Source organism: Micromonospora taraxaci, from assembly GCF_007830095.1.
In the GTDB taxonomy this organism is placed as follows: domain Bacteria; phylum Actinomycetota; class Actinomycetes; order Mycobacteriales; family Micromonosporaceae; genus Micromonospora; species Micromonospora taraxaci.
In genome coordinates this window covers 203,612-230,553 of sequence record NZ_VIWZ01000001.1, presented here as the reverse complement: position 1 = coordinate 230,553, position 26,942 = coordinate 203,612, and the positions used below count along the sequence as shown (strand labels likewise).

Sequence of the window (26,942 nt, the reverse complement as noted above, 5' to 3'; positions counted from 1 at the left end):
CGTCACCCCCCGGTTGATCCCCGGTGCTGGAAGCCTGCCACCGCCACAACGGCAGAAAGTCGACTTGGCCCGAATCATCCAGCTTGGTGGGGTCAGTTCTGCCGGTCTTTCTGCCGGTGCGGGCACCCCGCCGCCCGGGGTGCTCTCAGGGTTGATTGGTAGCGGTCTCCTGCGCGAAGGTGGTGTCGTCGCTGCCGGCGGTGGCGCACGGATGCGCGGCGTCGCGGACCCGCCGCAGCCCGTCGAGGAGGGCGGTCAACGCCTCGGGGTCGAGCTGGCCGGTGAACCACTGCTCGATCATCTGCAGGTGACCGGGCAGCGTCTCGTTCAGGCGCTGCATCCCTGCGGCGGTGACGACCGCGTACGAGCTGCGCCGGTCGTTCGGGCAGGCCCGACGGGTGAGGAGGCCGTCACGTTCCATCCGGTCCACCACGCGGGTCACCCCGCTGGTCGACAGTGAGGTCTGCGCGGCGAGGTCGGTCATGCGTAGCTGGTTGCCCGGCGAGCGGGCCAGTCGGGTGATGACCTCGAACTCGACCGCGGAGAGGCCGTGCTCCTCGAGTTGGGCGTTGAACCGGGCGGACAGCCCGGCGTGTGCCTCGAAGAGCAGGCCGACGGCGGTGATCCGGGGATCGTCGAAGACGTTGGTCACGCGTTCATCCTAGCAGTACTTGACACAGGGAATGTTGTTACGGTTATAGTTGCTCAAGCAGTCGTTGGGCTACTAAACAATTCTCCTGGAGGACAGCAGCATGACCAGCAGCATCGATGCGGTTACCCGCGACTGGGACGGCCTCACCATCCCGACGGCCGGCACCTACGCGCTGGACGTGGCGCACAAGCGGGTCGGCTTCGTTGCCCGGCACATGATGGTGAGCAAGGTCCGCGGTGAGTTCAACGAGGCGACCGCCACCATCACCGTCGCGGAGGACCCGCTGCAGTCGTCGGTCGTCGCGACCATCCAGGCCGCCAGCATCGACACCACGCAGGCCGACCGGGACGCCCACCTGCGCAGCCCCGAGTTCCTGGACTCCGACAAGTTCCCGACCCTCGAGTTCCGCAGCACCGGGGTCAAGTCCCGTAACGGCAACGAGTTCGTGCTCGCCGGCGAGCTGACCATCAAGGACGTCACCCGCCCGGTCGAGCTGGAGGTGGAGTTCGAGGGTGTCGGCCGCAGCCCGTTCGGCCAGGACATCTTCGGCTTCTCCGCGAGCACCGAGATCGACCGCGAGGAGTTCGGCCTGACCTGGAACGTCGCCCTGGAGACCGGGGGCGTGCTGGTCAGCCGCAAGATCAAGATCGAGATCGAGGGTGAGGCCGTCCGTCAGGCCTGATCCCTCCCGGATCACCGGTACGCAGGGCCCGCGCCGCACGTCGGCGCGGGCCCTGCGTCGTGGTAATTGTCACGAGTTGTTCGCACCGCCATCGGGTCGTGTCGGCCGACCACGGGGTACAGATGGCGCCACGAGAGCCGTCCGCTCGGGTCGAGGTTGGATCACCGCCGTCGGCCTCTGGCCCCGGTCAGGTGGGCGCTCTTACCGTTGATGGTTCACAATGCGCTTTCCGGGACGGCAGGATCCCGACCGCGCCGGCTGTCGGGAGGACACATGGGCAGGGACGTCTCACAGGGCGCCTTCACCCGGGATGATCGCGTCCGATACCGGCAGAAGGTGCGGCGGTGCCTCGACGTCTTCGCCCTCATGCTCGACGACTTCGGGTTCGACGCCGACCGGCCGATGACCGGCCTGGAGATCGAACTCAACCTGGTCGACTCGACGGCCGAACCGGCGATGCGCAACGAGGAGATCCTCGCCGACATCGCCGATCCGCTCTTCCAGACAGAGCTGGGGCAGTTCAACCTCGAACTCAACGCCGAGCCCCGGCTCATCGAGGGCGCCGGCTTCGCCGACTACGAACGTGACCTGCGCGGCAGCCTGTCCCGGGCCGACGAACGCGCGGCCCGGTCCGACGCGAAGATCGTCCTGGTCGGCATCCTGCCCACCCTCACCGAGGGGCACCTGGTCGAGGACAATCTCTCCACCAACGAGCGCTACCGGGTGCTCAACGACCAGATCGTCGGCGCCCGCGGCGAGGACATCGAACTGGACATCCGTGGCGTCGAGCAACTGCGGACGCACACCGACTCGATCGCCCCCGAGGCCGCCTGCACCAGCCTCCAGTTCCACCTCCAGGTGGCACCCGACAGCTTCGCCGACTACTGGAACGCCTCCCAGGCCATTGCCGGTGTGCAGGTGGCGGTCGGAGCGAACAGCCCCTTCCTGTACGGCCGCCAACTCTGGGCGGAAACCCGGATCGCCCTGTTCCAGCAGGCCACCGACACTCGTCCCGACGAGCTCAAGGCCCAGGGGGTACGCCCGCGGGTGTGGTTCGGCGAGCGATGGATCACCTCGATCTTCGATTTGTTCGAGGAGAACGTGCGGTACTTTCCGCCGTTGCTGCCGATCTGCGAGGACGAGGACCCGGTGGAGGTGCTGCACGCCGGCGGCGTACCGAAACTCGGGGAGTTGCGGCTGCACAACGGCACTGTCTACCGGTGGAACCGCCCGGTCTACGACATCATGAACGACCGCCCGCACCTGCGGGTCGAGAACCGGGTGCTGCCGGCCGGCCCGACGGTGGTGGACATGCTCGCCAACGCGGCCTTCTACTTCGGTTTGGCGCGCGGTCTGGCCGAGGCGGACCGTCCGATCTGGAGCCAACTCACCTTCAGCTCCGCCGAGGAGAACTTCCACGCCGCCGCCCGACGTGGCCTCGACGCCGTTCTGCACTGGCCCGGGCTCGGTGACGTGCCGGTCACCAAGCTGGTGCTGGAGCAGTTGCTGCCCACCGCGGCGGCCGGCCTGGACGGGTTCGGTGTCGCGGCGGCCCAACGGGACCGGTTGCTCGGCATCATCGAGCAGCGCTGCCGGACCGGCCGCAACGGCGCCGTCTGGCAGACCGAGGCGGTCTGGGCGGCGGAGCGGCAGCACGGCATGGACCGGAAGGCCGCGCTGCACCACATGGTCCAGCGCTACGCGGAACTCCAGCGCTCCAACGAACCCGTCCACACCTGGCCGGTCAACTAACCCCCCACCCTCGTTGATCATGAAGTTATTGCCCCGACACGCCGGACGGGATGGCAATAACTTCATGATCAACGAGGGTGGGCTGGATTCAGTCCGTGGTGGGGTGGGTGGGGCGGCGGGTTGCGCGGGTGGGGCGGCGGATGGTTGGTGTCGGGTCCTCGTCGGCTGGCCCGGTGGGGTCCGGGTCCGTCCGGGGTGCGGGCACTCTGGGCAGAGCGTCCTCATCGGGTGCGGGACCCGCCCCGGCCGCCCCGGCCCTGCGACGGCGGCCCGGGGTGCCGTTCGACTTACCGGAGACCGGCGGCTCCGGGTCCGTTTCCGCCGTCGCAGGGGTTGGGTTCGGCCCGCCGATGGTGGCAGGGGTCGTCGGCTTGGACGCAACGGTCGCTGTCGAGTCGGCGGCCGTCGCCGGCGCAGTCGACCCGAGCTGGGTGGTCCGGTTCCGGTCGGCTCGCTCCGCGAGAAGGGCGGCCAGCACCGAGCCGGCGACACCGGCGATCACCGCGTACGGGGCGACCAGTTGGGTGGACAGCTGCGCGGGGCCCAGCGTCGACCAGTGCGGCAGTGTGGTCAGGTAGGCGAGCGCGACGAGCACCGGCCCGGCAGCGCCGGAGGCCGCAGCGTCGACCCGGTGTCCGGTCGAACGCGCTGCCCGCCGGGCGGCCAACACGCCGATCAGCAGCGCGGGTACGAGTGCCAGCAGCGCGCCGGGCCAGTAGAGCTGGCCGCCGATCCAGTAGTGCGAGTGGTCCGGGTCGAGTTGCCAGGTGCCCAGTTGCGCACCGGTCAGCCCGCGTCCGACGCGTACCCCGTCGATCACCGATACCACCGCGAGCAGCCAGAGCCAGGCGGCCGTCGCGGTCACGTTGACAGCGGCCGCCCGGGAGCGCAGCGCCCAGATCGCGACGACCACGCCCAGCAGGATGCCCAGCGTCGCCTGGACGGCGGCGGTCCGTTGCGGTGTGCCGGTGTCCGCGCCGGTGGCCACCCGTGCGGGTACGGCGATCAGCAGCACCGTCACCAGGCCGCCGATTCCGGCGCCGAGCGCGAGTGCCACCCGGTGCAGCAGACCGCCACGCTCGACTGGTAGGGGCACCTGCGCGGTCTCCGGGCCGGTGCTGTCGGGCGCGGATGGGGGCATGTCTGCCTCGGTGGTCGCCGTCGGCGCCGAGTCGGAAGAGTCCGGCTCTGCCGGCTTCGGTGCGCTGCGGTGGTGCAGTCGCTGCGCGCAGACCGCGCCGAGGACCGTCGAGCTGGCAGCGAGCCAGGTGGCCCAGGCGAGGCCGTCGGCCCAGGCTGTGTCGGTGGCCCCGGCCTCGGTGGGTGTCCAGGCGATGACGCCGAGCCCGTAGCCGAAGCCCAGTTGTGCGGCGCCCGCGCCGGCAGCGATCCCGATCGCCGTGACGATCGATACTCCCCAGCCCTGTCTGGCCATGCCGGGCAGCGTAACGTCCCGTCGTCGGCGCGGCGAGTCGCAACGACCCGCCGGTGCGGACGGCTGGCGCAACAGGTTGGGCGACGGACGGTACGGTCGCCGGTGATGAGGCGGTGGGCGGTATGACGGACACGAACACGGGCCGGCAGGATGCCGTCGGTGGTCAGGGTGGTGCCGGCGCGGGCCGGGCCAGCGTGTTGCTGGGTGGCGGGTTGGCCGCTGTGCTGCTCGCTGCGGTCGGCGCGACAGGTGGTTGGCTGCTGGCCGGCGACGGCGGCACGTCCTCGGAGGATCCCCTCGCCGTCGCGAGCCTGAGTGGTTCGCCGACCGGTCGGGCCACCGCGCCCCGGCCGAGCACCGGGCGGGCCACACCGTCGGCCGTCCGGACCTCCGCCAGCGCGACCAAGGGGACCGGCCTGACCGTGCCGCCGGTGATCGGTACCGACTTCGTCGAGGCCCGGGACCTGTTGCGAAAGCAGCGGCTGGGCTGGCGGTTGGTCTTCGGCGGCGGCACCGGCCGTACGGTCGAGAACACGTCGCCGGCGGTGGGCACCGAGGTCACCCGGGGTACGACAGTGCAACTTCAGGTTGCGGGGCCAGCGCCGGCAGCCGAGGTTCCGGACGTGGTCGGGGACAACTGCGACAAGGCCGTCAACGAGTTGATCGAAAAGGGCCTCTACCCGCGTTATGCCAGTGGGCGCAGCGGAAAGGTCATTCGGCAGGAGCCGGCCGAGGACGGCGCTGCCCGATGGAACGACGAGGTCAGCATCTGGTGTGGGACGGACGGCGTCGAACAGCCGACCACCAAACCCACCCCCTGAGCTGTTTCCCGCACCGATCGGCGCGCCGGCTCCGGCGCGGCTCGGCACGCTGATCCCCGCCGATGGCGCCGTGGGCGACTAGGTTGACGGTCGAGGGCCATGACGCCCGTCCGGTTCGGGGAAGGGACGTGCGATGAGCAACGACCGCCAGGAGCCTCCCGCCGACGAGAACGACGACGACCGGACCCGAGCCCTGCCACCGACCGCCGACCGGCCGGAGTCATCGCCACCGACCCGACCCACAGCAGGTGCGGACGAGACGGCACCCATCGACCGCCGTCCTGATCCGTCGCCCGACGAGACGGCACCTCTCGACCGAACCGTCCCGGCGCGTCCCGATCCGTCACCCGACGAGACCATGCCTATCGATCGGTCCACCGGCACGCCCGCCGACCGCACGGCGCAGATACCGCCGTCGTGGTCCGGGCGGGCCGAGGTCCGCCCGTCCCGACCGACCGACGCCGCTGACTGGTACGTCGAGGAACAGGGCGGCCGACGCTGGTGGCTGCCGATTCTCTGGGGTGTGCTCGGGCTGCTGCTCGCCGGTCTCCTCGGCGGAGCGCTCTGGTTGGTGCTCGCCAACCAGGACGACGACCGTGACGACCCGGGGCCTACCCCCTCGCTCCCGCCGGCCAGTGCGACAAGTGCCGCGCCGACCACCGAGTCCCCGACCTCGGCGGCACCGACCAGCGAGTCGCCGAGCAGCTCGCCGACCACGACGGCACCGGACGAGGTGCCGGTGCCACCGCTCGCCGGCCTGCCGCAGGCCACCGCCGAGGGGTTGTTGAACCGGCTCGGCCTCGCCTACCGCGTGGTGTACCGCCCGTCGGAACTGCCGCCGGGCACCGTGGTGGGCACCGAACCGGAGGCGGGCACGCCGGTGCCGACCGACGACGAGGTGCTGCTGGTGGTGTCCCAGGCCCGGCCCTCCACCGGGGCGAGCCCGACCACGCCGACCCCCACGGTGACGAGCACGCCGTGACCGGTGGTCACCACATTCGGCGGCGGGTACCGACCATGCCGAGGCCAGCCAGCGAGATCGTGAGACCGAAGATCCCGGACCAGAACAGGGACCGACGGACGTCGGTGGCGGTGTGCCCGGCCGGAGCCGCCTCGGTCAGCTCCTGACGGCCGTCGGACTGGCCGCCGGCGCCGTGGCCGGCCACCGGCCCGGTCGGATCGGCGGCCTTGGCGTGGTCGGCGGGAGCGTCGGCGCCGATCCAGCCGGGTTCGTCGTACACCGATGGATCTTCGTCCGACGAAGGGTCGGCGTCGACCACGGTGATCTCCGGTGCGGGCACCGGCGCGGTCAGCCGGGTGGACGACATCGCCGGGTCTCGGAGGAGGACCAGCGCTGTGGCCATCGCCCCGAGGAGGGCCAGTAGTCCGAATGCGTAGGCGATACGGGAGCGGTGGGGCCGCCGGAGGGCGGGCTGATTGACCATGACCATCCCAGGGTCAGGGTCCTGGACGTGCGGGTGGAACTGTGCCGGGGTGGGCGTACCGATTCTATGGCGGCGGCACGCCCACCGGCGGCGGATCGGGCCGGTCAGCCCACCCGGACTGGGGTACGGGCAACCGGTCGCCGGGCCCGCACGGTGTGCGGACGGGGCTCGGGGGCGGCCTGCAGTTGTTGCAGCCCTGCCCGCTGGACGAAGATCGAACGTCGGTTGACCGCGTCGCCCGCGGCGTTCAACTCGTAGCCGTCGAGCCAGAGCCAGCCGTCATAGGTGGGCCAGTCGAGCACCCGGATCACCCGGAACTTGATCGGCCTGAGGAACTGGACACTCGCCGCGCGAGTCACGTGCAGTACGTCACCGGTGCGGGGAAGCACATGGGCTCCTGGGGAGGGTTGGCCGGCGGGCTGCCGGCGGTGCCTGAACGGGGGACGTCTCGGCCGGCGACGGGGTCGTGCCTCGTGAACCGGTGGTGCGGATGGCGGTGGTCGGGCCGTACTCCGTTGGTGACGTGCCGCCACCCGACCACCACCCGACTGCTTCCGGGAACCGCGCCCGCCGCCGCAGCTTGCCGGCTTGCAGCGGCGGGGTCTTTACCCCGGAGCAGGTCTCGGTGTCGTCGGCCGGGCCCGCGTCGTGCCCAGCTTCCCCGGATTGGTGGGGTCACCACTCCGAGGGAGCGAACGGAGACGCTGAGTGATCCGTGCCATACGGACAGAGTGCATCAGGGACGTGCTTCATGCAAGTTGCACGTCGACTTTTGCCGATACATGAGCGTGTCGCGCGAAAGGCCTATTGAAGCCATCCGCGTCCGGACGGCACACTGGGGGCCGGTTTCGCCCGTCGCGGCCGGCCGAGGACCGGCACCACTCCCCTCGTCGCGAACGCTCGCCGGTCGACGGTCGCGCCCCCGGCGGGTGTCACCCAGTGGCGCGTTACCGGAGGTAGCCCGAGTGGGGTCGAGCAGCCAGCGGCGGGGACCACTGACTCCTGGGTTGCGCCATGAGTGAGCGGCGCAGTCCGACCATCAGACGGCGGCGGCTCGGTGCCGAGCTGCGCCGCCAGCGGGAATCCGCCGGAATCACCATCGAGGTGGTCGCCGAGCAGTTGGAGTGCTCGGCGTCCAAGGTTTCCCGGATCGAGACCGGCCACACCACGGCCACCCCTCGCGACGTGCGGGACATGCTGCGGATCTACGGCGTGGTCGGCGCCGAGAGCGACGAGCTCGTGCAGATCGCACGGGAGGCCCGCCAGAAGGGCTGGTGGCATCCGTACAGCACGGTGCTCGTCGGCGCGTACGTCGGGCTGGAGGCGGCGGCGAGCTCGATAAGGGCGTACGAACAGCAGGTAGTGCCGGGCCTCCTGGAGACCGAGGAGTACGCCGGGGCCATGATCCGCGCCGCTCGGCCGGACTTCACCGCCGATCAGGTGCACCAGAGGGTGCGTGTCCGTCTGGGCCGTCAGTCGTTATTGACCCAGGACGATCCGGTCGATCTGTGGGTGGTGCTCGATGAGGCGGTGGTAAGTCGGCCGGTGGGCGGGGACGAGGTGATGCGCGGCCAACTCAGACGGTTGGTCGAGGTGGCCGAGTTGCCGAACGTGACGCTGCAGATCCTGCCCTTCGAGGTGGGTGCGCACGCCGGCATGGACGGCACGTTCACGATCCTCAGCTTCCCTGAGCCCGGTGATCCGGATGTTGTGTACGCGGAGAACGCCACGGGTGGGCTTTTCCTCGAGAAGAGCGACGAACTACAGAAGTACAGCTTCATCTTCGATCACATCCGCGCTGCGGCCATACGTCCGGAGGAGTCCGTCGCACACATCGCAAAACTGGCAGAGGAGCCGTTGTGGAAATGGCGACCAAGGGGTTCCCCGTGGACCTGACGCAGGCAGCATGGTTCAAGAGCTCGAAGAGCGGGCCGAACTGTGACAACTGCGTGGAGGTGGCGTACGTGACGGGGGCGGTCGGAGTGCGGGACTCGAAGGACAAGGCGGGCCCAGCCCTGGTCTTCGCACCCGGTGACTGGCACGCCTTCGTCGCCGGCACCCGAGGTGGTGTGTTCGGCGCGGTCTGATTGATTGGTCAACCGAAGTCCCCGTCCGGTCCAACCGGGCGGGGCCTTCGCCGTCTCCGGACAGTCGGCTGGAGGTGTCGGTGAGGTTCCGTGGGCGATCCCGTCGCCACAACGCGCCCGTCTCGTTGAACCGGGCGGTACGGCACTGGTCGACGACCCGCCGCACCGACCCGCAACCGAGCGAGTAGGCGAGACGGATGACGACGATCGGTTCAGACAACCTCACCAACGGTCCGGCCAAGCCGGAACGGTTCGGTGGCAAGTACCGCGGCGCCCGTCGGGACACCGTACTGACCGAGGTGGTCTCGACCGACCAGGAGTTGAGCGGGCGGGATGGATCCTCCGAGTCGACGGATCCTCCGCTCTCGTTGCCCTCGTTGGACCCGAATCCGCTGATCGAGCCGTCGTTCCCGCCTACCGGGTGGCCGATGGAATCCACCGAGTCCTTCGCCGACCACCCGCTGCTGCGGGGCCTGCTGATGGAGTTGCCGCCGAAGGGCAGCCTGCCCTCGCAGGACTGGCTGGACCGCTGGTTCGAGGCGACCAGGGCGATCCTGGAGTTGCTATACGTGCAGGGGGCCAGCCGCCCGCGTTGACCGCGCGGCGTCCGGTTGGGCCCGCTCGGCCAGGCGGCTGTGGCGCAGCGCGTGCCGGACCGCGATGGCGGCGACCGCGAGCGCGCCCACCGTGATCGCGGGCCCGGTGACGCTGGGGTCGGCCCCGAGGTCGGTGCCGATCGCCGCGATCACCGCCGGCACCGTGGCCAGGGCGGCCACCTGAAGGGGCAACCCGACGAGCGGGTGGGCCGCGGCGGCACGCAGCCCGTGCGGCGCGGGTGTGGCGGGAGCGTTGGCGAAGGCGCCCGATCCGGCCCACAGCCGGCGGATCCGTCGTACCGAGCAGACCGACGCCACGAGCGCCGGGCCGATGGCCAGGGTGAGCCCGGCGGCGGCCCGGTCGACCGGCGCGGAGCCGGCGCTGAGCAGACCGCCGCCGAGCACGGCCGCGGTGAGTGTCAGCCCGGTGAGGGTCAGAACCAGCAACCATCCGGTACGCCGACGAAGTGCGCGGGTGTTGCGGAGACGAGGAAGGCCGTCGGCAACGACACCGGCAGCTAACCAGGCGGCGGCGACTGGGAACAGGATGGTGAGCTGACTCTCCATGTTCGAGAGTCTTTCCCGGATCGACGCCTGGCGAATCCGGGCCAGCCCCCTGTTCGCCCCGGACGTCGGGCCCGTAGGGGGTCATCACCCGAAGGTATGGCCGTTTCGACATGTTCAAGTGCCCGACGGCTGATCTACCCTCAGCTGGATCGGCATGCGTCGATTGATTTTGGGACCGGCGTCACGTTCCGCCGCCGGTCAGAGGGAGGTAGGAGATGGGTCTTCCACGAAGGTCCGTACTGATCGGGGTGGTCACGGCGACCGTGCTGGCCGTCGGCACCCCGGCCCTGGCCGCCGAACCCGTCGGTGTGGTGCGGGCCGCGGGCGGCGCCACCGCCGTGCCGGACAGCTACATCGTCGTACTCAAGGACAGCGCGGTGGCCCGGGACCGGGTCGGCGACGCCGCGAAGCGACTCTCCGGCCGCCACGGCGGCACGGTCGCCCGTACCTACGGCGCGGCGCTGCGCGGCTTCGAGGCCAAGGTGAGCGCGAGCGCGGCGGCGCGGATCGCGGCCGACCCGGCCGTGGCGTACGTCGAGCAGAACCACACCGTCTCGATCTCCGGAACGCAGACCAACCCGCCCTCCTGGGGCCTGGACCGGATCGACCAGCGCAACCGGCCGTTGGACAGCTCCTACACCTACCCGAACACGGCGAGCAACGTGCACGCCTACATCATCGACACCGGCATCCGGTTCTCCCACAACGACTTCGGCGGCCGGGCCACCTCCGGCTACGACGCCGTGGACGGCGGGTCGGCCGACGACTGCAACGGGCACGGCACGCACGTCGCCGGCACCGTCGGAGGATCGTCGTACGGCGTGGCCAAGGGCGTCCAGCTCGTCGGCGTACGGGTGCTGAACTGCTCCGGCAGTGGCACCAACGCCGGTGTGATCGGCGGCGTCGACTGGGTCACCGCGAACGCGATCAAGCCGGCCGTGGCGAACATGAGCCTCGGCGGCGGCGCGAACAGCTCGCTGGACAACGCCGTCCGCAACTCGATCGCGTCCGGTGTGACGTACGGCCTGGCGGCCGGCAACGACAACGGCGCGAACGCCTGCAACGTCTCACCGGCGCGTACCACCGAGGCGATCACGGTCGGCTCGACGACCAGCGCGGACGCCCGCTCGTCGTTCTCCAACATCGGCACCTGCGTGGACATCTTCGCGCCCGGCTCGTCGATCACCTCGGCCTGGTACAACAGCAACACCGCCACCAACACGATCAGCGGCACCTCGATGGCCACGCCGCACGTGGTCGGGGCGGCGGCCCTGCTGGCCAGCGCCAACCCGAGCTGGACCCCGGCCCAGGTACGCAACGAACTGGTCGCCAACGCCACCCCCAACGTGATCAGCAACGTCGGCTCGGGCTCGCCGAACCTGCTGCTCTACGTGGGCAGTGGCGGCACGACCCCGCCGCCCACCGGCTGCACCGGCACCAACGGCACCGACGTGTCGATCCCGGACGCCGGCGCGGCGGTGACCAGCTCGATCACCATCTCCGGCTGTGGTCGCAACGCCTCCTCGGCGTCCACGGTGGCGGTGAACATCGTGCACACCTACCGAGGTGACCTGGTCATCGACCTGCTCGCCCCGGACGGCAGCTCGTACCGGCTGAAGAACAGCAGCACCTCGGACAGCGCCGACAACGTGAACGCCACGTACTCGGTCAACGTGTCCGGTGAGGCGGCCGACGGCACCTGGCGGCTCCAGGTCCGCGACACCTACTCGGCCGACACCGGTTACATCAACACCTGGACCCTGACCGTCTGAGCGGTCTCCCACGACCGAGGCCCCACCCGGAAGATCGGGTGGGGCCTCGCGCCGTACAGGATCAGACCGAGAAGGTGACCGGCCGTTCGTGGGCCGGCGCCGGCGGGCGGGCCTTCCAGAGGCCGACCTTCTGCGCCGCCAGCCGGCTCAGGTAGGCCGGGTTGAGGATGACGTACCGGCGCCAGAGCCGCTTCGGTTCCAGCCCGAGACGCCAGAACCACTCCAGACCGGCACGCTGCATCCACGGCGGCGGCTTGCGGAGCAGCCCGGCGTGGTAGTCGAAGGCCGCGCCGACCGCCATCAGCGGCATGTCGAGCAGCGGACGCATGGCGTACGCGAAGACCTCCTGGCGGGGGCAGCCGAGCCCGACCAGGACGAGCCGGGCACCGCTGGAACGGATCCGGTCGGCGATCTCGGCGTCCTCACCGGGCTCGACGGCGCGGAACTTGGACGGCTCCACCCCGGCGATCTTCAGGGCGGGGAACATCCGCTCCAGGGCCGGGATCAACCGGGCGAGGGTCTCCTCGGTCGAGCCGTACAGGTAGACCGGCAGGCCCTCGTCGGCGAAACGCGACAGCACGTGCAGGGTCAGCGTCGGCCCGTAGACCCGGTCGGTGAGGCCGGCGTTGTGCAGCAGGTTGAGTGCCCAACGCACCGGCTGCCCGTCCGGCGTGACCACGTCGAAGGAGTTCAGCCGCGCGTTGTGCGCCGGGTCCAGCACCCCGGTCATCACACCGTGCACGGCCAACGCGGTCAGCGCAAGCGGACGACGCTCGTGCGCCGCTGTCACGACCGCGTCGGTTGCCGTGGCGTAGTCGGTGGCGTCCACCAGGACACCGAGCACGTTGCGTTTGGTCCGCGACGTGGTCATGGCTGGGGGACCCACTTGTCCACGTTGGCCTCGTAGATCTCCCGCAGGATCATCGGCACGTCGTATGTGATCTTCCAGTCCGGGTACTGGGCCTCGAACCGGGCCATGCTGCTGACGTACCACTGGTGGTCGCCGGTGCGGTTCTGCTCGACGTAGTTGATCCGCGCCTCGCGGCCGGCGATCTCCTCGGCGATCCGGAAGGCCTCGATGTGCGAGGTGTTCGAGTGCCGCCCGCCGCCGAGGTTGTAGACCTCCGCGGATCGCGGAGCCCGGAAGAACGCCTCGAACGCGCTCAGCACGTCGCGGGAGTGGATCGCGTCGCGGACCATCTTTCCCTTGTAGCCGAACAGGTTGTACGTCCGGCCCTCCATGACGCAGCGCATCAGGTAGGCCAGGAACCCGTGCAGCTCGGCCGCCGAGTGGGCCGGGCCGGTCAACGTGCCGCCGCGGAAGCAGGCTGTCTTCATGTCGAAGTAGCGCCCGTACTCCTGGACCATCACGTCGGCGGCGACCTTGGAGGCGCCGAAGACCGAGTGCAGCGAGTGGTCGATCGACATCTCTTCGGTGATGCCCTGGTACCAGCGGTGGTCCTCGGGCAGCTCGTACCGTGTCTCCAGCTCGACCAGCGGCAGGCTGTTCGGCCGGTCGCCGTAGACCTTGTTGGTCGAGCAGTGGATGAACGGTGCGTCGATCGCGTGCAGGCGGGTGTTCTCCAGCATGTTGAGCGTGCCGCCGGCGTTCACGTCGAAGTCCGTGTACGGCTCCTTGGCCGCCCAGTCGTGACTCGGCTGCGCAGCGCTGTGGATCACCACGGCGATGTCCGAGCCGTACTTCTTGAACACCTGCTCCAGACCGTCCCGGTCCCGGATGTCCACCGCGAAGTGTGTGTACGCGTTACCCAGGTCACGGCCGAGCCGTTCCAGGCTCCACGAGGTGGAGCCGTCCTCGCCGAAGAAGTACCGGCGCATGTCGTTGTCGATGCCGACCACGTCCAGGCCGAGGCCGGCGAAGTGCCGGACCGCCTCGGAGCCGATCAGGCCACCCGACCCTGTCACCAACGCGACACTCACACGCCACTCCCGGTCCATCGGAGGCAGAATCCATCGCAGCATAGCGTGACGTCCGGCACGTCCCGATATGACGGAAGGGCCCCGCATCAAGCGGAGCCCTCGTCATTGGTGGGGATGGGGGGAGTTGAACCCCCACGCCCTTTCGGGCACACGGACCTGAACCGTGCGCGTCTGCCATTCCGCCACATCCCCGTGGCACGACCCGGAACACTGTAGCCGCCCCGGCCCCGCTGTCTCCAACGGGCCTCGGGAATACTACGCTGTCCCTGGCGCTCGCCACGAGCGGTTACCGTTCGTGGCGGACGAAAGATTAGCACGACAGTCCCGGCCCTTCCGAACGGGCCGGGAGCAGCCGGCCGAGCGGCGTGTGAGCTGCGCGCGCGCCGGCCGGATACCATCATGTCCTCGGGACCCGAGGAGGAGCCGGTGAGCGTGCTGCAACGCTTCGAGAAGCGTCTGGAAGGCCTGGTAGAAGGGGCCTTCGCCAAGGTCTTCAAAGGGGTGGTCCACCCCGTGGAGATCCTCAACGCCATGCAGCGGGAGGCCGAGGCGCACAAGGCGATCCTGGCCGGTGGGCGCACGTTGGTGCCCAACCGCTACGTGATCGATCTCTCGCCGTTCGACCACAGTCGGCTGGCGCCGTACGCCGCCGCGCTGGCCCAGGAACTGGCCCAGTCGCAGGCGGAGTTCATCGGCGAGCAGGCGTGGACGGTCTACGGCGACGTGATCGTCGAGATCGAGCGAGGCGAGGGCCTGGACACGGGCATGTTCCGTGTCACGGCCGAGGTCTACACCGGCGGCGAGGTCGCCCCGGTGTCGGCACCCGGCTACGACGCCGGCCCGCCCGCCTACCCCGCGTACGACCAGGGCGGTGGCTACGGCCCGCCGCCGGGGCACGGTGGCGGTCGCAACGTGCGGCTGGTCTCCGGAGACGGCCGCACCTACCCCCTCCAGATGGGGTCCACGGTGATCGGTCGCGGCGACCAGGCCAACCTGCGCCTGCCTGACGTCGGCATCTCCCGGCGACACGCCCGGCTGGATTTCGACGGGGGCCAGGTTGTGCTGACCGACCTGGGGTCGACCAACGGCACCATGGTCAACGGGCAGCGGGTCTCCGCCGTCGCGCTGAACCCCGGTGACATGGTCCAGCTCGGTACGACGACGCTGACCTTCCGCGTGGACGGCTGACCCGCCTTGCCGGAACTGGTCATCACCGTTGCCCGGTTCGGTTTCCTGATCCTGCTGTGGATCTTCGTGTTCACGGTGGTCGGTGTGATCCGCCGGGATCTCTTCGCCGGCGCCCGGTCCGGTCGCCTGGTGGCCGCGCCACGCGCGGTGGGGGCCTCGACCGGGCAGGCGGCGAAGCCGGCGAAGGTGAAACGGGGCAGGGCGGCACACCAGCTGGTGGTGACCGCCGGTCAACTGGCCGGCACCAGGATCACTCTTGGTGAAGCGCAGATCACCATCGGTCGAGCTGAGGACTCCACCCTGGTCATCACCGACGACTACGCCTCCGCGCGACACGCCCGGCTCGTGCCGCGCGACGGGCAGTGGTACGTCGAGGACCTCGGCTCGACTAACGGCACGTACCTCGATCGCGCTAAGGTCACCGGACCAACCCCCGTCCCCCTCGGCGTGCCGATCCGGATCGGCCGCACTTCCCTCGAATTACGGCCATGACTCTGACCCTGCGCTATGCGGCCCACAGCGACCGCGGTCTGATCCGTGACGGCAATCAAGACTCCGTCTACGCCGGGCCGCGGCTACTTGCCGTTGCCGACGGTATGGGCGGTATGGCCGCCGGTGACGTCGCCAGCAACATTGTCATCGGTGCCATGGCGCCGCTCGACGAGGACGTCCCAGGGGACGCTCTCGTCGACGCGTTGCGTTCGGCCGTGGGCACCGCCAACCAACAACTCCGCGACACAGTGGACGCCAACCCGCAGCTGGAGGGGATGGGCACCACGCTCACGGCGACCCTCTTCACCGGCAGCAAGCTGGGCATGGTCCACATCGGTGACTCGCGGGCCTACCTGCTGCGCAACGGCGAGTTCGCGCAGATCACCAAGGACGACACGTACGTCCAGATGCTCGTCGACGAAGGCCGGATCAGCGCCGAGGAGGCGAGCAGTCACCCACAGCGGTCGCTGCTCACCCGCGCTCTGGACGGCCGGGACATCGACCCGGAGTACTCGGTGCGCCAGGTCCTTCCCGGCGACCGGTACCTGATCTGCAGCGACGGCCTCTCGGGTGTGGTCAGCGCCGAGACCATCGGCGAGACCCTGCGGGAGTACGTCGACCCGCAGCAGTGCGTCGAGCGGCTGGTGCAGCTCGCGCTGCGCGGCGGCGGACCGGACAACATCACGGTGATCATCGCCGACGCGACGGATCAGGACATCGTCGAGGCGACCCCGATTGTCGGTGGCGCCGCCGCCCGCGACCGGGGCATGGCGACCTCCGCCGACGACTCGACGCCGGCCGCCCGGGCCTCGGCGCTCTCCGCGCCGCGCCCACCCGCCCCCGAGGAGCCGGCCGCCTCCGACGACGAATCGGACCGGCCGAAGCGCCGCCCGGTGCGGACCGCCGCCATGGCGTTGGCCCTGCTGGTCATCGTCGGCGGGGCAGGCTTCGGCGGTTGGACGTACACCCAGCGGCAGTACTACGTGGGTGCCACCGAGGAGGGGCAGGTCGCCGTCTTCCGTGGCGTCCAGGGTCAGATCGCCGGGATGGACCTCTCCACCGTGCACCGGCGCAGCGGCACCCGACTGGACGACCTCACGGTCGCCGCTCAGGACACTGTCAAGGTCGGCATCCGGGCCAAGAACGAGCCGGACGCCGAGCGGCAGCTCGCCGAGCTGACCAGTGACACCCCGAGCAACCCCAACCTGAAGCCGCTCTGTCCGCTCGACCCGACCAGCACTGTCGGCGGCACTCCGTCGCCCCCGCAGGCCGGTACGACGCCGACCCCGAACGGCAGCCCGAGTGCCGACGCGTCGGCGACCCCCAACGGGGTCCTCAGCGCAAGCCCGACCGTCGGTGCCACCGACGCCGTCGGTGCGACCGGCACGACCACCACACCCGACGTCACGCCCTCCGACTCGGCCACGCCGGCGCTCGACCCGGCCGGTTGCCGGTCTCCTGAGTGAGCGTCGGCTGAGATACCGAGGACTCCACCCGTGACCGTAGCGGCCACACCGGCACCCTCGCCCGCGACCGCGGGCGAGCAGTCCGGCGTACGCCTGGCGCGGTCGCGCCGCAACGCCGAGCTGTCCCTTCTGCTGCTCGCGATGGTGCTGGTGGCCGCGTACGGGGCGACCGTCGAGGCGAACCTGCTGGACACTGTCACCCCGGACTTCTGGATGCCCGCCGCCGCTCTCGGCGCGGTCTTCCTCGGGCTGCACCTGGTCATCCGGTTCCTCGCCCCGTTCGCCGATCCGGCCCTGCTGCCGGCGGTGGCCCTGCTCAACGGGCTCGGCGTGGGCTTCCTGCGCCGGATCGACCTGGGCGAGGCGCCGGTCGCCGACCGGGAGGAGTTGGCGGTCTTCGCCGGCATCGGTGGGCGGCAGTTGGCGTGGACGCTCGGTGCGGTGATCCTCGCCGCGAGCCTGCTCGCCATCATGCGTGACCACCGGTCGATCTCGCGATACGCGTACACCCTGGGGTTGGCCGGCATCGTGCTGGTGATGCTCCCGGCGGTACTGCCCGCGAGCATCTCCGAGAGGAACGGCGCGAAGCTGTGGATCGATCTCGGCGCCTTCTCCATCCAGCCGGGTGAGTTCGCCAAGCTGGCGCTGCTGGTCTTCTTCGCCTACTACCTGGTCCGCAAGCGCGAGGTGCTGTCGCTGGCCAGTCGACGCTTCCTCGGCATCGACTTCCCGCGCGGACGGGACCTCGGCCCCGTGGTCGGCGTCTGGCTGGTCAGCCTCCTGGTGCTCGTCTTCGAGAAGGACCTGGGCACCTCGCTGCTCTACTTCGGCATGTTCGTGGTGACCCTCTACATCGCCACCGAACGGGTCAGTTGGCTGTTGATCGGTCTGGTCCTCTTCTTCGGCGGCGCGTACCTCGCCTACGTGCTCGGCTCGACTGTTGGCGGGCCGTTCGCCAACTTCTACCTCCGGGCGGAAATCTGGCTGGACCCGTTCGCCGACCCGACCGACAAGGGCTACCAACTCGTCCAGGGGCTGCTTGCCCTGGGCACCGGCGGGCTCTTCGGCGCGGGGCCGGGCGGCGGCCAACCGGACATCCTGCCCGAGGTGCAGAACGACTTCATCTTCGCCGGCATCGGTGAGGAGCTCGGCCTCTTCGGCCTCTCCGCGCTGCTGGTCGTCTACCTGCTGATCGTGGAGCGAGGGCTGCGGGCCGCGCTCGCGGTACGGGACTCGTTCGGCAAGCTCCTCGCGGGTGGTCTCGCGTTCACCCTCGGCCTCCAGGTCTTCGTGATCGTCGGCGGCATCAGCAAGCTCATCCCGCTGACCGGTCAGACCACCCCGTTCCTGTCCGCCGGTGGCTCGTCGCTGATGGCGAACTGGCTGCTCATCGGCGTGCTGCTGCGGGTCTCCGACGGTGCCCGTCGGCCGCTGACAGGGGGCGCCGCCAAGGCTGCCCGGCCGGCTGGTGGCCCGCCGGAGCAGATTCACGGTGCTCCCACGGAGGTGATCAAGCCGTGAACGCACCACTGCGCCGGGTCGGCGTCGTCGTTATGGTCCTGTTCGGCCTGCTCTTCGCCAACCTCAACTGGGTCCAGTTCCAGAAGGCCGACGAATACCGCACCAGCGACTACAACGGCCGTGTCCAGGTGGCCGACTACAAGCGCAAGCGGGGCAACATCGAGGCTGGCGGCACCGCGCTGGCCACCAGCAAGGAGACCACCGGCAACCTCAAGTTCCTGCGCACCTACCCGGGCGGCGCCAAGTACGCGCACGTGCTCGGTTACAAACCGGTCAACCTGGCCGACCAGGGCATCGAGCGGGCAGAGGACGACTTCCTGGCCGGCACCAGCGACCAGTTGCTCGGCGACCGGTTGAAGGACATGTTCACCGGAGACGACAGCGGTGGCGGCAACGTGCTGCTCACGCTCTCCAAGCGGGCCCAGGACGCGGCGTACGACCAGCTGCGCAACAACCAGGTGGGGGCTAAGAAGGGCGCGGCCATCGCCATCGACCCGCGTACCGGGGCAGTGCAGGCGTTGGTGTCCATGCCCAGCTTCGATCCGAACCCGCTGGCCAGCCACGACAGCAAGGTAGCGGCCGCCGCGTACTCCAAGCTGGAGCAGGATCCTGACCGCCCTCTGAGCAACCGTGCGCTCTCCGAGACGCTGCCGCCGGGCTCCACCTTCAAGGTCGTGGTGGCCGCCGCGGCGCTGGAGAACGGCGTCACCAAGACGACCCAGATCCCGGCCGGTTCCAGCTACACACCACCCACCTCCGGCACCCCGATCCGTAACGCCGCCCCGTCGATCTGCCCCGAGGCGAAGGTCACCCTGATGGAGGCGGTCACCGAGTCGTGCAACACCGGCTTCGCCCAGCTCGGTGTGCAGCTCGGCGCGGACGCCCTGAAGGAGAAGGCCCGCCAGTTCGGTTTCGAGCAGGACGACCTCACCGTCGGCCAGCTCGGCGAGGACGGTCTGCCCACGGCGGCCAGCCGGACCGGGGACATGCAGAACCCGGACGGCACCACCGACCCGGCCGCACTGGCCCAGTCCTCGATCGGGCAGAACAACGTCCGGATGACCCCGCTCGAGGGCGCCATGATTGCCGGCGCGATCGCGAACAGTGGCAAGCAGATGCGGCCGTACCTGGTCCGGCAGCTGCTCGCCCCGGACCGGACCACCAGCTACCACACCGCCAGCGCCCGGGAGCTGCGCCAGCCGGTCAGCTCGCAGGTCTCCACCGACCTGCGGGACATGATGGTCAGCGTGGTCCAGAAGGGCACCGGCCGGAAGGCCGCGATCAGCGGTTACACGGTCGGTGGCAAGACCGGCACCGCCCAGTCCGCCCCGGACCGGCCCGACCACGGCTGGTTCATCGGCTTCGCCATGGACAAGAACGGCAACCCCGTTTCCGCGGTCTGCGTGATGCTCGAACAGGCCGGCCCCGGCGGCAGCGCCGAGGCGGCACGGATCGCCGGTCAGATCATGCGCGCCGCCATCACCGACCCCGGGGGTCGCTGATGCTCAGCCCCGGCGTCCAGCTCGGCAACCGCTACCGTCTCGACGAGCGGATCGCCAGCGGCGGCATGGGCGACGTCTGGCGCGGCACCGACCAGGTGCTCGGCCGTACGGTCGCGGTGAAGAGCCTGCTCCCCGCGCTGCTCGACGACCCGGACTTCGGCGAGCGGTTCCGCGGCGAGGCCCGCACCATGGCCACCATCAACCACCCCGGTGTGGTGGACGTCTACGACTTCGGCAACGACCAGCAGATCGCGTTCCTGGTCATGGAGTACGTCGAAGGCGACGCCCTGTCGTCCACGCTGAGCCGGGTCGGGCGGCTCACACCGGCCCGGACGATGGCGCTCGTCGCCCAGGCAGCGGACGCGCTGCACGCCGCGCACGAGAAGGGCATCGTGCACCGCGACGTGAAGCCGGGCAACCTGCTCGTCCGGCCGAACGGCACGCTGGTGCTCACCGACTTCGGCATCGCCCGCTCCGACATGGTCGGCCAGCTCACCGCCGCCGGTTCGGTGCTCGGCACCGCCTCGTACATCTCGCCCGAGCAGGCGACCGGCGGCGTCGCCACCCCGGCGTCCGACGTGTACGCGCTCGGCGTGGTGGCCTACCAGTGCCTCGCCGGTCGGCGGCCGTTCGAGGGCGATAATCCGCTCGACATCGCGATGAAGCACGTACGGGAGAAGCCCCGGCCGTTGCCGGCGGACATCCCGCCGCAGGTGCGCGCCGTGGTGGAACGGGCCCTGGCGAAGGACCCGGCCGCCCGCTGGCCCAGCGCGGCCGCTCTCGCCGGCGTCGCTCGTCAGCTCAAGGCCACGCTCTCCCAGCAGGCCAGGGCAGGTGCCAACTCCGCGCCGATCTCCGCCGCACCAGCCTCACCCGCCGCACCCGGCCGGGCCCAGGTGCCGCAGGCGCACCACATGCGTCCGCCGGGTGCCCGCCCGCCGGTCGCCGGGCCGAGGCCGACCGCCGTCGCGCCGGCCCAGCAGCCGCGACCCACCGCCATCGCGCCGGCCGTCCAGCCCGGCCGCCCACCCGTCGCACCGAACGGCTACCCGCGCGGCGCCGCCGCGGTGCCGTCGGCACCGCCCCGCCAGGAACACCCGCCGGCGTACGTCCGACAGGCCGGACCGTCGGTGCCATCATCTGAACCCCGCCGGTCCCGTCCCGGAATGGTGCTTCTGGCCATCCTGCTGGCGGTACTGGTCCTTGTTTGTTCCGGCGTGATTTCCTACAACCTGCGGAAGCAGTCGCAGGCCGGTGAACCCGCCGGGCTGACTCCGCGCGCCGTGACGTCCGGCGCGCTACGACTCGACGGACGCGACGATCCGACCCTGACGTCGTACCGTCGGGAGGTACGACTCCAGCCGGACGGCGGCGGGACGACGACGAGCGAAGGACGACAGACGCGATGACAGCGCAGGCCCGCCTGCTCGGTGGCAGGTACCAGGTCGGCGAGCTGCTCGGCTATGGCGGCATGGCCGAGGTGCACCGCGGTCGCGACCTCCGGCTCGGTCGGGACGTCGCGATCAAGTTGCTCCGTACCGACCTGGCCCGGGACGCGACGTTCCAGATGCGGTTCCGCCGGGAGGCGCAGAACGCCGCGTCGCTCAACCACCCGGCGATCGTGGCGGTCTACGACACCGGCGAGGAGACCGCGCCGACCGGCGAGACGCTGCCGTTCATCGTCATGGAGTTCGTCAACGGGCGGACCCTGAAGGAGGTCCTCGGCGCCGAGGGCCGGTTGCAGCCGCGCCGGGCGTTGGAGATCTGCGCCGACATGTGCGCCGCGCTGGAGTTCAGCCACCGGCACGGCATCATCCACCGCGACATCAAGCCGGGCAACGTGATGCTCACCCAGACCGGCCAGGTCAAGGTGATGGACTTCGGCATCGCCCGCGCGCTCGCCAGCGGTGCGACCACCATGACGCAGACCAGCGCGGTGATCGGCACGGCCCAGTACCTGTCCCCCGAGCAGGCGCGCGGCGAGGCCGTCGACGCTCGCTCCGATGTGTACGCCGCCGGCTGCGTGCTCTTCGAGCTGGTGTGCGGCCACCCACCGTTCGTCGGGGACAGCCCGGTCAGCGTCGCATACCAGCACGTACGGGAGACGCCGCCGACGCCGAGCGACATCAACCCGGACGTCACCCCGGCCATCGACGCGATCGTCCTCAAGGCGCTGTCGAAGAACCCGCTGAACCGCTACCAGAGCGCCGGCGAGATGCGGGCCGACCTGCTCCGCGCCGCCGCCGGTCGGCCCGTGCTGGCCACCCCGGTGCTGCGTGAGGCGGAGACGGTGGCGATGGCCCCGGCCGGCGGCGGGGGCGGCTACCCGGCTCCTAGCCGTGGGCCGCAGACCGGGCAGATGGCTCGGGTCGGTGACCCGCGCCAGCGCAAGGCGTCCTCCTGGCTGATCGCGACGTTCAGCGCGGTGGGTGTGCTTGCGGTGATCGCCCTGGTCGCCGCCCTGCTCTGGAGCCAGCAGCAGGACAAGGCCAACAAGTCGGTGCCGAACCTGGTCGGCAAGAGTCAGGCCGCCGCCGTCGCCGAGATCCGTGGCGCCGATCTCCAACCGCAGGTGGGCGAATCCGTCCTGGACAACGACTGCACCAAGGGCACCGTCGCGAAGCAGAATCCCGCGCCGGCCACCCGGCTGAAGCAGGCCAGCACGGTGACCATCCAGCTCTGCGGCGGCAAGCCGGATGTGAAGATCCCACCTGGCCTGATCAACTCTCAGCTTGAGAACGTCAAACCTCAACTCGAGGACCTCGGGTTGGTGGTCGAGGAGAAGAAGGTCGACAACCCCGCGCAGGAGGGCATCGTCCTCAAGCTGACCCCGCCCTCGGGCACCACCGTCGCGCAGGACAGCAAGGTGGTCGTCGAGGTCTCCAGAGGCAACGTCAACAAGGTGCCCAACGTGATCAACTCGACGCGGGACGACGCCGCCCAGGAGCTTCGCGAGGCGGGTTACAAGGTTGAGTTCCGCGATGGCGACGAGGTGCCGGCCAACCAGGCCGGCCGGGTGCAGAAGCAGAGTCCGAATCCGGGCACCTCGCTGGCCAAGGACAAGACCGTGACCATCGAGATCGGCATCCCGGAGAAGGTCGTCGACCCGCCGCCCACCACGACGCCGACCGGCACGCCGACGGCCACGCCCACCACCCCCGGGGGCGGGGGCGGCGGTCTGCTGTTCCCGCCACCGCCGAGCCGGCTTCCCGAGGACTAGACCCCAGGGTTCGGGCGTCGCGATGACCGACGAGGAGGCCTCCGGCGCGCCGGGGCGCGGACGAGTGCGCCGGCTCCGACGCCTGGCCGTCCTGGGTGTCGCCGTGCTGGTTCTCGCCAGCCTCCCGTGGCTGTGGACGACGTTCACCGCCCGTGGGCACGTGCACACCGAAGCCGATGCGCCCTCCGCCGACGTGGTGATCGTCCTCGGCACCGCCGTGGCGGCGGACCGGCAGCGGCCAGGGGAGCGCCTCGCCGGCCGCCTCGAGACCGCCGCCGCGCTGGTGACCAGCGGACGAGCCACTGTGGTCCTCGTGTCGGGCGACGGTGGCGGCACATCAGGTGACGAGCCGGCCGTGATGACCTCGTACCTCACCGAGCGTGGCGTCGACCCGCGTCGCGTCGTGGCCGACCCGTTCGGCCTGGACACCTACGACAGTTGCGCCCGAGCCCGTCAGGTGTACGGCGTCGAGCGGGCCCTGATCGTGACCCAGTCCTACCATCTGTCCCGGGCGGTGACGCTGTGCCGCCACCTCGGTCTCGACGCCGACGGGGTGGTCGCCAGGTGCGACGGTTGTGGTGCTGCCCTGCTCGCCGAGAAGTCGGTCCGGGACTACTTCGCCAGTGGCAAGGCGGCGTGGGACGCGGCCCGCGGCCGTGCGCCAGCGGTCCACTCACCCGCTGATCCGGCGGTCCAGAACGCGCTACGCGGCTGAACTGGCCGCCTTGGCCTTCGTGATCGACCCTGAACAATCACGGCGGTCCGTGCTGGCCGCGGCGCTCCGTGTACCGTGCGCGGCGGTCGCCACAGACCCAACCACAGCCTTTGCTCTGCACCCACCGGTGCGACACTCACGCTCCGTCACTGGTGCATGGATGGGTGCAGAGCAAAGGGACAGTGCACGGTCATCGGCTTGGGGCCGCCGTCCTGTTCGGGGCCGCGCTGTCGGGGCTGCAACCGCGCACGCGGTCATCGCCGACCGCCCCGGCGTCAGCGTGGGCTACACAGCTGACGGGCTGCCGACCTCAGTTGCTGGCGAAGGCGGCGAGTCGACGGGCGTCGACCTCGGCGGCGAGCGCGGGTGCACGCTCCAACGCCTCCTGGTGACCGCAACTGGCAAGCCAGTTCGCCAACATCAGGTGGCCACCCTCGGTGAGCACCGACTCCGGGTGGAACTGGACGCCCTCGATGGGCAGCGTCCGGTGCCGCATCGCCATCACCACGCCGGAGCCGGTCCAGCCGGTCACCTCCAGCTCGTCGGGCAGCGTCTCGGGGAGTACGGCGAGCGAGTGGTACCGGGTGGCGGTGAACGGGTCCGGCAGACCGGCGAGTACGCCTACCGAATGGTGACGCACCTCCGAGGTCTTGCCGTGCAGCAGCTCGGGGGCCCGCGTCACGGTCGCGCCGAACGCCTCACCGATCGCCTGGTGACCCAGGCAGACACCGAAGATCGGCAGCTCGCCCGCGTACTCCCGGATGACGTCCAGGCAGATGCCGGCACGGTCGGGGCTGCCCGGCCCGGGCGAGAGCAGGATGCCGTCCGCGCCCACCCTGCCCACCTCGGCGACGTCGATCTCGTCGTTGCGGCGGACCTCGCAGTCCACGCCGAGCTGGCCCAGGTACTGCACGATGTTGAAGACGAACGAGTCGTAGTTGTCGATCACCAGGACGCGCACGGTCACCTGCTCGGCGAGGACGACGGGACCGGGTTGTTGCGGTCGGTGTCGTACGGCAGGTCGTGCTCGTCGCCGGCCGGGGTTTCCCCGGTCACCGGGGCGTCGTTGCCCGACTCCGCGGGGACCCCGGACTCGACCTGCACGTCGTCGAACGGCAGCAGGGGTTCGGCCCACGGGAAGGCGACATACCAGAGCAGGGCCACAGTGGCGGCTAGCAGGATCACCGAGCCGGCCAGCTTTCCGGCCAGGCCGAACGGCAGCTTGCGCCAGATGAACGCGTACATCGGTCAGCCTCCCAGCTCGGTCGGCCGGCCCGCCGACTTGGGCTGGGTGCGGTCCAGTTCGGCGTGGATGATCAGGCGCTGGTAGTTGTCGAACTTCGGATTGCACGTGGTCAGGGTGAGCATGCGCTTGGTGGCCTTCTTGTTCGGCTCGCCGGGCACCGGCGCGACCACTTCGACCTGCGTCGGTCGGACGATCCGCGACTGCGACACCCGGTAGACGTACCAGTCGGTCTTGCTCTCGACCACGATCGGGTCACCATCGTGGAGCTCGTCCAACCGCCAGAAGGTCGCCCGGTTGCGGTGGCCGGCAACGGAGAAGTTGCCGACCTGGCCGGGCAACGCGCTGGCCGGATAGTGACCCGGGGCGTAGCGGATGTCCTCCTGGGTGACGCCCTCGACCACTACCCAGTTCTTGTCGAGCTTCGGGATGTAGAGGCCCGCGATCGGCTTGCCGCGTACCGGCGGCGACGGTTTGACACTCGGGCCGGCCGACGGAACCACCGTCGGATCGTCCGTCGGGCCCCACTCCTGCGCGAGCTGGTTGTTGAGGTCGTTCTGGTGGGCGTCGACGATGGCCGACTTGCCCCAGACCTCGTAGCCGGCGAAGAGCAGCACCACGAGGCCGAAGGTGATCAGAACCTCGCCGGTGACGCGGATGCCGGTGCGAATCCGGGAGCCGAGCGACGGCCGGGTGAGCTCGGAGTAGACGCTCTTGTAGCCCTCGCCGGTCTGGTGCGGCCGGAGTTGGACGACCCGTTCGCCCCGCCGGGGTCGGGGAGGCTCGCCGGGGTTGTCGTCATCGGCCGGTTCCCCAGGGACGGACGCGCGCGGGACGGCGCCCATCAGCGCCGTCGAGTCCATCGCCGGCGGCCGGGCGGCGGGCGTGGTGGGCAGGGTCGGGATCAGCGCGGTGGCGGCCGGGTCGAAGCCGCGATCAGAGCCAGCCGAAGGGACCTGGCCCGAAGCTGCGGACGGGGCACGGCCGGGAACGCCCGGCGGGACACGGCCGGACCCACTCGCGGAGGAACCGTCCTGGCCAGTTGCCGGGACGCGGTCGGGCGCGGCCGGTGAGACCGGCGCCGCCGGAGAACCGGTGGGACGCCCAGGCCTGGCGGCGACCTGCGGAATCAACGCGGTCGGCGAGTCGGCCACCGACGGCGTCGAGGCGGACGGGACGGCCCGACTCGGCGTGCCGGAGGGCGGGTTGGTGGGTACTCCGCCGGACGCAGCGGAGCCGGTCGAGGTCGGACCTGGCATCCCGCTGGTTGCTGCGGGCGACACCGGTCCGCTCGCGGCGGCCCCCGGTGACGCCGGCCGGGCGGGGGCTGCTCCGGGTGACGCCGGCCCGCTGGCGGCTGGCGAGACGGGTGGGCTTGCGGCGGGCGACACCGGTCGACTCGCGGCGGCCCCGGGTGTAGCGGGTCGGCTGGCAGCGGCCCTGGGCGTAGCCGGCCCGGTCGGGGCGGGACCGGACCAGGAGGAGGGTCGGGTCGGAGTGTTGCCGGGAACGGCAGGACGGTCCGGGCCCTGGTTGGTCGGGCTCACCTGCCGGCCGGGGGTGGCCGCGGAGGGGCGACCGGACCCTGCCTGCGGGCCGGACCCCTGAGGGGTGTTACCCGGCCAGGGCGGCGGGGCTTCGGCACCTGGACGACCCGAGGCACGGGGCGGCTCCGGGGCGCGGGGCGGCTCCGGGGCGTGCGGCGGCTCGGACGCGCGGGGCGGCTCGGACGCGCGGGGCGGCTCGGACGCGCGGGGCGGCTCGGACGCGCGGGGCGGCTCCGGGGTGACCGGCGGGCGTGACGCACCGGGCCGTGCGGGAAGCACCGGCTCCGGCCAGTTGCCG

26 protein-coding genes and 1 tRNA gene are annotated in these 26,942 nt (G+C 70.7%); 16 read left to right on the top strand and 11 right to left on the bottom strand.

The annotated features are described in order from the left end of the window. Positions 1 to 145 precede the first annotated feature (145 nt). Positions 146 to 652 (bottom strand): MarR family winged helix-turn-helix transcriptional regulator, encoded by a 507-nt coding sequence (locus tag FHU34_RS01150; RefSeq protein WP_145778284.1) that lies wholly within the window; start codon positions 650 to 652, stop codon positions 146 to 148. 100 nt (positions 653 to 752) lie between these two features. Between FHU34_RS01150 and FHU34_RS01145 the strand changes: the two genes are divergently transcribed. Further along, positions 753 to 1,334 (top strand): YceI family protein, encoded by a 582-nt coding sequence (locus FHU34_RS01145; protein WP_145778283.1) that lies wholly within the window; start codon positions 753 to 755, stop codon positions 1,332 to 1,334. A gap of 273 nt (positions 1,335 to 1,607) precedes the next feature. After that, on the top strand, positions 1,608 to 3,086 hold the full coding sequence (locus FHU34_RS01140; protein ID WP_145778282.1) for a glutamate-cysteine ligase family protein: 1,479 nt from the start codon (positions 1,608 to 1,610) through the stop codon (positions 3,084 to 3,086). An 88-nt stretch (positions 3,087 to 3,174) separates the two neighbouring features. On the opposite strand, the gene FHU34_RS01135 is transcribed toward FHU34_RS01140, so the two are convergent. Continuing rightward, positions 3,175 to 4,521 carry a hypothetical protein gene (locus tag FHU34_RS01135; protein WP_145778281.1) on the bottom strand — a complete coding sequence of 449 codons (1,347 nt, stop codon included), beginning with the start codon at positions 4,519 to 4,521 and terminating at the stop codon, positions 3,175 to 3,177. Positions 4,522 to 4,643: 122 nt separating this feature from the next. On the opposite strand from FHU34_RS01135, the gene FHU34_RS01130 reads away from it, so the two are divergent. Together FHU34_RS01130 and FHU34_RS01125 are read left to right on the top strand one after the other, a co-directional pair. Then, positions 4,644 to 5,342 (top strand): PASTA domain-containing protein, encoded by a 699-nt coding sequence (locus FHU34_RS01130; protein ID WP_145778280.1) that lies wholly within the window; start codon positions 4,644 to 4,646, stop codon positions 5,340 to 5,342. A 133-nt stretch (positions 5,343 to 5,475) separates the two neighbouring features. Beyond that, positions 5,476 to 6,324: a PASTA domain-containing protein gene (locus FHU34_RS01125; protein WP_145778279.1), complete on the top strand. Its 849-nt coding sequence runs from the start codon at positions 5,476 to 5,478 to the stop codon at positions 6,322 to 6,324. A 7-nt stretch (positions 6,325 to 6,331) separates the two neighbouring features. On the opposite strand, the gene FHU34_RS01120 is transcribed toward FHU34_RS01125, so the two are convergent. Then, positions 6,332 to 6,793 (bottom strand): hypothetical protein, encoded by a 462-nt coding sequence (locus FHU34_RS01120; protein ID WP_145778278.1) that lies wholly within the window; start codon positions 6,791 to 6,793, stop codon positions 6,332 to 6,334. Positions 6,794 to 6,891: 98 nt separating this feature from the next. Further along, positions 6,892 to 7,176 carry a hypothetical protein gene (locus tag FHU34_RS01115; protein ID WP_145778277.1) on the bottom strand — a complete coding sequence of 95 codons (285 nt, stop codon included), beginning with the start codon at positions 7,174 to 7,176 and terminating at the stop codon, positions 6,892 to 6,894. Between the two features lie 625 nt (positions 7,177 to 7,801). On the opposite strand from FHU34_RS01115, the gene FHU34_RS01110 reads away from it, so the two are divergent. From FHU34_RS01110 to FHU34_RS01100, 3 genes are all read left to right on the top strand, one after another. Then, complete coding sequence (locus tag FHU34_RS01110) at positions 7,802 to 8,683, top strand: helix-turn-helix domain-containing protein (protein WP_088986987.1); 882 nt, start codon at positions 7,802 to 7,804, stop codon at positions 8,681 to 8,683. After that, complete coding sequence (locus tag FHU34_RS01105; protein WP_088986986.1) at positions 8,653 to 8,874, top strand: DUF397 domain-containing protein; 222 nt, start codon at positions 8,653 to 8,655, stop codon at positions 8,872 to 8,874. Before FHU34_RS01110 ends, FHU34_RS01105 begins: the two co-directional genes overlap by 31 nt. A 197-nt stretch (positions 8,875 to 9,071) precedes the next feature. Beyond that, entirely contained in the window at positions 9,072 to 9,470 is a 399-nt protein-coding gene (locus FHU34_RS01100) for a hypothetical protein (RefSeq protein ID WP_145778276.1), read from the top strand. Here FHU34_RS01100 and FHU34_RS01095 read toward each other — a convergent pair. Continuing rightward, the gene (locus FHU34_RS01095; protein ID WP_145778275.1) at positions 9,438 to 10,037 is read right to left on the bottom strand and encodes a hypothetical protein; all 600 of its coding nucleotides are present in this window, start codon (positions 10,035 to 10,037) and stop codon (positions 9,438 to 9,440) included. The genes FHU34_RS01100 and FHU34_RS01095 overlap by 33 nt on opposite strands. Positions 10,038 to 10,252: 215 nt before the next feature. Between FHU34_RS01095 and FHU34_RS01090 the strand changes: the two genes are divergently transcribed. After that, entirely contained in the window at positions 10,253 to 11,809 is a 1,557-nt protein-coding gene (locus FHU34_RS01090; RefSeq protein WP_145778274.1) for a S8 family peptidase, read from the top strand. A 61-nt stretch (positions 11,810 to 11,870) separates the two neighbouring features. Here FHU34_RS01090 and FHU34_RS01085 read toward each other — a convergent pair whose 3' ends face one another. The 3 genes from FHU34_RS01085 to FHU34_RS01075 form a co-directional block, all read right to left on the bottom strand. Continuing rightward, positions 11,871 to 12,680 (bottom strand): WecB/TagA/CpsF family glycosyltransferase, encoded by an 810-nt coding sequence (locus tag FHU34_RS01085; RefSeq protein WP_145778273.1) that lies wholly within the window; start codon positions 12,678 to 12,680, stop codon positions 11,871 to 11,873. After that, positions 12,677 to 13,792: an NAD-dependent epimerase/dehydratase family protein gene (locus FHU34_RS01080; protein WP_208744899.1), complete on the bottom strand. Its 1,116-nt coding sequence runs from the start codon at positions 13,790 to 13,792 to the stop codon at positions 12,677 to 12,679. The genes FHU34_RS01085 and FHU34_RS01080 overlap by 4 nt, the downstream gene beginning before the upstream one ends. Positions 13,793 to 13,856: 64 nt before the next feature. After that, positions 13,857 to 13,942, bottom strand: a tRNA-Leu gene (locus tag FHU34_RS01075). 207 nt (positions 13,943 to 14,149) lie between these two features. Between FHU34_RS01075 and FHU34_RS01070 the strand changes: the two genes are divergently transcribed. From FHU34_RS01070 to FHU34_RS01035, 8 genes are read left to right on the top strand one after another with little or no spacing between them, the layout of a single operon-like run. Continuing rightward, positions 14,150 to 14,938 carry an FhaA domain-containing protein gene (locus FHU34_RS01070; protein ID WP_007454122.1) on the top strand — a complete coding sequence of 263 codons (789 nt, stop codon included), beginning with the start codon at positions 14,150 to 14,152 and terminating at the stop codon, positions 14,936 to 14,938. Between the two features lie 6 nt (positions 14,939 to 14,944). Continuing rightward, positions 14,945 to 15,430, top strand: coding sequence for an FHA domain-containing protein FhaB/FipA (locus FHU34_RS01065; protein WP_088986981.1), 486 nt, complete (start codon positions 14,945 to 14,947; stop codon positions 15,428 to 15,430). Continuing rightward, a complete protein-coding gene (locus tag FHU34_RS01060; RefSeq protein ID WP_145778271.1) occupies positions 15,427 to 16,896 on the top strand; it encodes a PP2C family protein-serine/threonine phosphatase in 1,470 nt (489 codons plus the stop codon). The genes FHU34_RS01065 and FHU34_RS01060 overlap by 4 nt, the downstream gene beginning before the upstream one ends. 30 nt (positions 16,897 to 16,926) lie before the next feature. Further along, entirely contained in the window at positions 16,927 to 18,417 is a 1,491-nt protein-coding gene (locus tag FHU34_RS01055) for an FtsW/RodA/SpoVE family cell cycle protein (RefSeq protein ID WP_145778270.1), read from the top strand. After that, the gene (locus tag FHU34_RS01050) at positions 18,414 to 19,919 is read left to right on the top strand and encodes a peptidoglycan D,D-transpeptidase FtsI family protein (RefSeq protein WP_145778269.1); all 1,506 of its coding nucleotides are present in this window, start codon (positions 18,414 to 18,416) and stop codon (positions 19,917 to 19,919) included. The genes FHU34_RS01055 and FHU34_RS01050 overlap by 4 nt, the downstream gene beginning before the upstream one ends. Further along, positions 19,919 to 21,328, top strand: a complete 1,410-nt coding sequence (locus tag FHU34_RS01045) for a serine/threonine-protein kinase (RefSeq protein WP_145778268.1) — start codon at positions 19,919 to 19,921, stop codon at positions 21,326 to 21,328. The genes FHU34_RS01050 and FHU34_RS01045 overlap by 1 nt, the downstream gene beginning before the upstream one ends. Continuing rightward, positions 21,325 to 23,139, top strand: coding sequence for a Stk1 family PASTA domain-containing Ser/Thr kinase (gene pknB, locus FHU34_RS01040; protein ID WP_145778267.1), 1,815 nt, complete (start codon positions 21,325 to 21,327; stop codon positions 23,137 to 23,139). The genes FHU34_RS01045 and pknB overlap by 4 nt, the downstream gene beginning before the upstream one ends. A 22-nt stretch (positions 23,140 to 23,161) precedes the next feature. After that, on the top strand, positions 23,162 to 23,854 hold the full coding sequence (locus FHU34_RS01035) for a SanA/YdcF family protein (RefSeq protein WP_145778266.1): 693 nt from the start codon (positions 23,162 to 23,164) through the stop codon (positions 23,852 to 23,854). Positions 23,855 to 24,164: 310 nt separating this feature from the next. Here FHU34_RS01035 and FHU34_RS01030 read toward each other — a convergent pair whose 3' ends face one another. The 3 genes from FHU34_RS01030 to FHU34_RS34185 are packed head-to-tail and all read right to left on the bottom strand — an operon-like array spanning position 24,165 to position 26,644. Continuing rightward, positions 24,165 to 24,815: an aminodeoxychorismate/anthranilate synthase component II gene (locus tag FHU34_RS01030; protein ID WP_145778265.1), complete on the bottom strand. Its 651-nt coding sequence runs from the start codon at positions 24,813 to 24,815 to the stop codon at positions 24,165 to 24,167. A gap of 2 nt (positions 24,816 to 24,817) precedes the next feature. Further along, positions 24,818 to 25,099 (bottom strand): hypothetical protein, encoded by a 282-nt coding sequence (locus FHU34_RS01025; RefSeq protein ID WP_145778264.1) that lies wholly within the window; start codon positions 25,097 to 25,099, stop codon positions 24,818 to 24,820. 3 nt (positions 25,100 to 25,102) lie between these two features. Continuing rightward, positions 25,103 to 26,644, bottom strand: coding sequence for a class E sortase (locus tag FHU34_RS34185; protein ID WP_425280558.1), 1,542 nt, complete (start codon positions 26,642 to 26,644; stop codon positions 25,103 to 25,105). Positions 26,645 to 26,942 lie beyond the last annotated feature (298 nt).

Bases quoted from the DNA above. Each gene is read 5' to 3' on its own strand.
- FHU34_RS01145 (WP_145778283.1), top strand. From the start codon at position 753: ATGACCAGCAGCATCGATGCGGTTACCCGCGACTGGGACGGCCTCACC.
- FHU34_RS01140 (WP_145778282.1), top strand. From the start codon at position 1,608: ATGGGCAGGGACGTCTCACAGGGCGCCTTCACCCGGGATGATCGCGTC.
- FHU34_RS01135 (WP_145778281.1), bottom strand. From the start codon at position 4,521: ATGGCCAGACAGGGCTGGGGAGTATCGATCGTCACGGCGATCGGGATC.
- FHU34_RS01130 (WP_145778280.1), top strand. From the start codon at position 4,644: ATGACGGACACGAACACGGGCCGGCAGGATGCCGTCGGTGGTCAGGGT.
- FHU34_RS01125 (WP_145778279.1), top strand. From the start codon at position 5,476: ATGAGCAACGACCGCCAGGAGCCTCCCGCCGACGAGAACGACGACGAC.
- FHU34_RS01120 (WP_145778278.1), bottom strand. From the start codon at position 6,793: ATGGTCATGGTCAATCAGCCCGCCCTCCGGCGGCCCCACCGCTCCCGT.
- FHU34_RS01110 (WP_088986987.1), top strand. From the start codon at position 7,802: ATGAGTGAGCGGCGCAGTCCGACCATCAGACGGCGGCGGCTCGGTGCC.
- FHU34_RS01105 (WP_088986986.1), top strand. From the start codon at position 8,653: ATGGCGACCAAGGGGTTCCCCGTGGACCTGACGCAGGCAGCATGGTTC.
- FHU34_RS01100 (WP_145778276.1), top strand. From the start codon at position 9,072: ATGACGACGATCGGTTCAGACAACCTCACCAACGGTCCGGCCAAGCCG.
- FHU34_RS01095 (WP_145778275.1), bottom strand. From the start codon at position 10,037: ATGGAGAGTCAGCTCACCATCCTGTTCCCAGTCGCCGCCGCCTGGTTA.
- FHU34_RS01090 (WP_145778274.1), top strand. From the start codon at position 10,253: ATGGGTCTTCCACGAAGGTCCGTACTGATCGGGGTGGTCACGGCGACC.
- FHU34_RS01085 (WP_145778273.1), bottom strand. From the start codon at position 12,680: ATGACCACGTCGCGGACCAAACGCAACGTGCTCGGTGTCCTGGTGGAC.
- FHU34_RS01080 (WP_208744899.1), bottom strand. From the start codon at position 13,792: ATGCTGCGATGGATTCTGCCTCCGATGGACCGGGAGTGGCGTGTGAGT.
- FHU34_RS01070 (WP_007454122.1), top strand. From the start codon at position 14,150: ATGTCCTCGGGACCCGAGGAGGAGCCGGTGAGCGTGCTGCAACGCTTC.
- FHU34_RS01060 (WP_145778271.1), top strand. From the start codon at position 15,427: ATGACTCTGACCCTGCGCTATGCGGCCCACAGCGACCGCGGTCTGATC.
- FHU34_RS01045 (WP_145778268.1), top strand. From the start codon at position 19,919: ATGCTCAGCCCCGGCGTCCAGCTCGGCAACCGCTACCGTCTCGACGAG.
- pknB (WP_145778267.1), top strand. From the start codon at position 21,325: ATGACAGCGCAGGCCCGCCTGCTCGGTGGCAGGTACCAGGTCGGCGAG.
- FHU34_RS01035 (WP_145778266.1), top strand. From the start codon at position 23,162: ATGACCGACGAGGAGGCCTCCGGCGCGCCGGGGCGCGGACGAGTGCGC.
- FHU34_RS01025 (WP_145778264.1), bottom strand. From the start codon at position 25,099: ATGTACGCGTTCATCTGGCGCAAGCTGCCGTTCGGCCTGGCCGGAAAG.